Source organism: Streptomyces sp. AK02-01A (genome assembly GCF_033795305.1).
Lineage (GTDB): Bacteria > Actinomycetota > Actinomycetes > Streptomycetales > Streptomycetaceae > Streptomyces.
Genome location: NZ_JARBAE010000100.1, coordinates 1 through 5,158, shown reverse-complemented (window position 1 = coordinate 5,158; position 5,158 = coordinate 1). Strand labels below are relative to the sequence as shown.

Below are 5,158 nucleotides of genomic sequence, written 5' to 3'. Positions count from 1 at the left end.
GCATGTGGACTGGGAGTCCGGTGCGGTGGAGTTGCTGACGGAGCAGCGGGAGTGGCCCGAGGTCGACCGGCCGCGCCGCGCCGCCGTCTCCTCCTTCGGGATCAGCGGCACCAACGCACACCTCATCATCGAACAAGGCACCGAGCAGGACGCCGGGACCACCGGCGAGCAGCCGGAACCGGCACAGGCGCCCGCACTGCCCGTCGCGCCGTATCTGGTTTCGGCGCGCGGTGAGCAGGCGCTGCGCGCCCAGGCCGCACGGCTGCTGGAGTACGCCGTGGCCCATCCGGAGGCGGCGGCCGGCGACCTCGGCCGCTCGCTGGCCACGACCCGTGCCCTGCATGACAACGCCGCCGCGGTGGTGGCCGCGGGACGGGACGAACTTCTCGAAGGACTCTCCGCGCTGGCGGCGGGCGACGCTTCGCCTGCCGTTGTCCACGCTGGCCGGGTGAGTCGCGGCAAGACCGCGTTCCTGCTGACCGGACAGGGCTCGCAGCGCCTCGGAATGGGCCGCGAACTGTACGCGTCCTCATCGGTGTTCGCCGCCGCCTTCGACGAGGTCTGTGTCCATCTGGACCGCGAACTCGTCCGGCCCCTGAAGAGTGTGCTCTTCGCTCCGCGAGACTCCGCCGATTCGGCTCTGCTCGACCAGACGGCGTTCACGCAGGCCGCCCTGTTCGCGCTGGAGACCGCGCTGTTCCGGCTGGCCGAGCATCACGGTCTCACACCGGACTTCCTGCTCGGTCACTCCATCGGCGAGGTGACCGCCGCGCATCTGGCCGGCGTGCTCGACCTGCCGGACGCCTGTGTCCTGGTCAGCGAGCGCGGACGGCTGATGCAGGCGGCCCGCGAAGGCGGTGCCATGGCGGCGCTGGAGGCGGCGGAGGACGACGTGCGCGCCGGCCTCGCCGGATACGGCGACACGGTGACGATCGCCGGAGTCAACGGCCCGCGCTCCACCGTGATCTCCGGTGACGAGTCCGCGGTCGACGCCGTCGCCGCTCACTGGCGGGAGAAGGGCAGCCGGACCAAGCGGCTGCCGGTCAGCCACGCCTTCCACTCACCGCACATGGACGATGTCCTCGACGAGTTCCGTTCCGTCGCCGAAGACCTCACCTTCCGTCCGCCGCGCATACCGGTGGTCTCCAATGTCACCGGTGAGTTCGCCACCACCGAGCAGCTCACCGCGCCCGAGTACTGGGCGCAGCACATCCGCCGTCCTGTCCGCTTCCTCGACGGAGTGCGGCTGCTGGCCGCGCAAGGCGTCACCGAGTGGCTGGAGCTCGGTCCGGACGGTGTGCTGACCGCGCTGGTCCAGGAATCCCTGACCACCGACGCCGGTGCGCTCACTCCGGCACTGCGCGGGGGCCGTCCCGAGGACCACGCCTTCGCCTCCGCTCTCGGGCTGCTGGCCGCGCGTGGCGCGGCGGTGCGCTGGGACGTCGTGTTCCCCGGTGCGCGCACGGTCGACTTGCCCGGCTACGCCTTCCAGCGGCAGCGGTACTGGCTGGAGGAACCGGCCCGTGCCGCTGATGCCGCCGGACTGGGTCTGACCGCCACCGGCCATCCGCTGCTCGGCGCGGCGGTGGCCCTCGCGGGCCGCGACGAACACCTTGTCACCGGACGGCTGTCACGGCACAGCCATCCCTGGCTGACCGATCACGCCGTCGCCGGCACGGTGCTGGTGCCCGGCACCGGCCTGCTGGAACTGGCCCTGCGGGCCGGTGAGCAGATCGGCGCCACAGGTGTCGACGAACTGACCCTGGCGGCGCCTCTGCTACTGCCGGAGCGGGGCGGGGTCCAGTTGCAGCTTGTCGCCGGAGCCGCCGACAGCGCCGGTGGCCGTCCGCTGCGGATCTATGCGCGGCCCGACGGCGGAGCCGACGAGAGCGCGGGCGACTGGACGCTGCACGCGCATGGCAGGCTCGGTACGGCAGACGGGCTGACCGACCATGAGTCGACTGCCCACGGATTGACGATCTGGCCGCCGGCCGGCGCCGTCGAGACCGATCTGAGCGGGGTCTACGAGCGGCTCGCCGAGCAGCGATACGAGTACGGGCCCGCGTTCCGGAATCTGCGCCGGCTGTGGACGGCGGACGGCGAGCTCTACGCGGAGGTCGCGCTCGGCGAGGACCAGCGCTCGGACGCCGGCCGGTTCGCGATCCATCCGGCGCTGCTCGACGCCGCACTCCATCCCTTGCTGCCCGGCGTCGCCGGCGACGACAGCGGATCGTGGCTGCCCTTCTCCTGGTCCGCTGTCACCGTGCGGGCCTCCGGCGCCACCACACTGCGTGTCCGGCTCGCTTTCACCGGCACCGATCCCGACTCGCCGACGGTCCGGCTGACCGTGGCCGACGGCACCGGCGCACCGGTCGCCGAGGTGGAGGCGCTCACACTGCGGCCGCTGTCCGTCGAGGCGCTGCGCGCGGCGGCCGGCAGTGCGGGCGACGCTCTGCTCCGGGTCGACTGGACCCCGCTGCGGGACGGTCACACCGCCGAGCAGTCCCTCGACTGGGCCGTGCTCGGCGACGAAGGAACCGAAGGACTCGGCCTGGCCGGCGGTCCGGTGCGGTCGTACACCGATGGCGCCGCCGCCGTACGCGCGCTCGACGAGGGCGCGAAGGCACCGTCCGTCCTGCTCATTCCCTGCCTCCCCGGCCCGGTCACCGGCGAGGAGCTGCCGGACAGGGTCCGGGCCGAGTCGCACCGTGTGCTGGCGGACACGCGGTCATTGCTGGCCGATGAGCGGTTCTCCGGCACCCGGCTGGTCGTGGTGACCCGTGGCGCGGTCGCGGCCGGGCCCGGAGAGGATGTGACCGACCTGGTCCACGCTCCGGTATGGGGGTTGCTGCGCTCCGCCCAGACCGAGAATCCGGGCCGCGTGGTCCTCATCGACAGCGAGAGCGCCGCCACCTCGGCCGGCCTTCTCGCGCGGGCCGTGCACAGCGGTGAACCACAGGCGGCGGTGCGTGGTGGCACCGTGCTCGTCCCACGGCTGGCCCGCACCCGGCCGGCCGCGGAGGCCGACACAACGCCGCAGAACACTCCGCAGAACACTCCTGAGAACGCAACATCTGAGAACACAACACCGGACACCACGGCGCCTGCGACCGCACCGCGCTGGGACCACGGCACGGTGCTCATCACCGGTGCCACCGGTGCGCTGGGCACGATCGCGGCCCGGCATCTCGTGGTGTCGAGCGGCGTCCGGCGGTTATTGCTGGTGAGCCGTCGCGGTCCGGACGCGCCGGGTGCGGAGGAACTGTCCGCGGAGTTGGCGGCGTTGGGTGCCGAGGTCTCGGTGGTGGCGTGCGATGTGACGGATCGTGCGGCGCTGGCTGTGCTGCTGGGCTGTTTCTCGCCGGAGGATCCGCTGACGGCCGTGGTACATACGGCCGGTGTGCTCGACGATGTCCCGATCGAGGGACTGACGCCTGAGCGGCTGGACGCCGTACTGCGGCCCAAGGTGGACGCGGCCTGGCATCTGCATGAACTGACCCGCGACATGGACCTCACCGCCTTTGTGCTGTACTCCTCCGTCGCCGGTCTGCTCGGCACCGCCGGACAGGCCAACTACGCCGCGGCCAACACCTTCCTCGACGCTCTGGCCGGCCACCGCAGGGCCCAGGGACTGCCGGGCCTCTCGCTCGCCTGGGGACTGTGGGGCGAGACCGGCTCCATCGCCGGTCATCTCGCCGACGCGGATCTGCGCCGTCTGGCGCGCTCCGGGCTGCTGCCACTGGCGAGCGACGACGCCATGGCCCTGTTCGACGCCGCACCCGCCACCGGCGAGCCGGTGCTCGCGGTCACCCGCCTGGACACCGCCGCGCTGCGGGCGTCCGGCGCGGGAATTCCCGCCGTGTTGCGCGGCCTGGTGCCGGCGATGCCCAAGCGTGCGGTGGCGGCGTCCGGCGGCCAGGACCTCGGGACCGGTCTCGCGGAGCGGCTCGCCACACTGCCTCCGGCCGAACGCGGCCGGACGCTCACCGATCTGGTGTGCGGCCGGGTGGCCGCCGTCCTCGGCCACACGGACCCGGGCGAGATCGATCCCGAGCGGGCCTTCATGGAGCTCGGCTTCGACTCATTGACCGCCGTCGAGCTCCGTAACCAGCTCGGAACGGCGACCGGACTGCGGCTGCCCACCACGACGGTCTTCGACCATCCCACACCGGCCGCGCTCGCGGCGTATCTGCTCGGGCAACTCGTCGTGGACGCGGCGCCCGGCGAACCAGTCCTGGCCGAGCTGGCCCGGCTCAAGTCCGCGATCGAGCAGTCCGCCATGGACACCGACGCGTACGACCGGATCACCGCCCGGCTGCGTGAACTGCTCGACGCCGCGGATCTGGCGAGCGGCAGCACCGGGGCCGGCGGTGAGGAGGACAACCTCGACTCCGCCTCCGACGAGGAGCTGTTCGCCCTCGTCGACGAACTCGACTGAGCGCACAACCGGCTGTTCCTCTGCATCAGAGGCCATCGACCACACCACATCTGGGAGTTGAGAACCATGGCGGACGAGGAGAAGCTGCGCGACTACCTCAAGAAGGCCATCGCGGACGCCCGCGACGCGCGCAGGAAGCTGCGCGAGGCCGAGGACCGGCAGCGTGAGCCGATCGCGATTGTCGGGATGGCGTGCCGTTATCCGGGCGGAGTGGCGTCGCCGGAGGATCTGTGGCGGCTGGTGCTGGAAGGTACGGACGCCGTCAGTGAGTTTCCGGTGAACCGGGGCTGGGACCTGGACGCGCTGTACGACCCGGACCCGGAGCGGACCGGTACCTCGTACAGCCGTGAGGGCGGCTTCCTCCATGACGCGGACCGCTTCGACCCGGAGTTCTTCGGGATGTCTCCGAGGGAGGCGACCGCCGTCGATCCGCAGCAGCGCCTGCTGCTGGAGACCGCGTGGGAGACATTCGAGAGCGCCGGTCTCGATCCGGCGGCGCTGCGTGGTTCCCGTACCGGTGTGTTCGCCGGAGTGATGTACAACGACTACGGTTCGCGCCCGCATCTGCCTCCCGAGGACTTCGAGGGCTATCTGTTCAGCGGCAGCGCCGGCAGTGTCGCCTCCGGCCGGTTGTCCTACACGTACGGGTTCGAGGGGCCGGCGGTGACGGTGGACACGGCGTGTTCGTCGTCGCTGGTCGCGTTGCATCTGGCGGCGAAC

General features: G+C 71.8%; 2 protein-coding genes. Both read left to right on the top strand.

The annotated features are described in order from the left end of the window. The first annotated feature begins 4 nt into the window (after positions 1-4). Positions 5-4,438: a type I polyketide synthase gene (locus tag PV679_RS35780; protein WP_319685463.1), complete on the top strand. Its 4,434-nt coding sequence runs from the start codon at positions 5-7 to the stop codon at positions 4,436-4,438. A gap of 66 nt (positions 4,439-4,504) precedes the next feature. After that, positions 4,505-5,158, top strand: a 654-nt coding sequence (locus PV679_RS35775; RefSeq protein ID WP_319685462.1) for a beta-ketoacyl synthase N-terminal-like domain-containing protein, incomplete at its 3' end; no start/stop codon positions are given.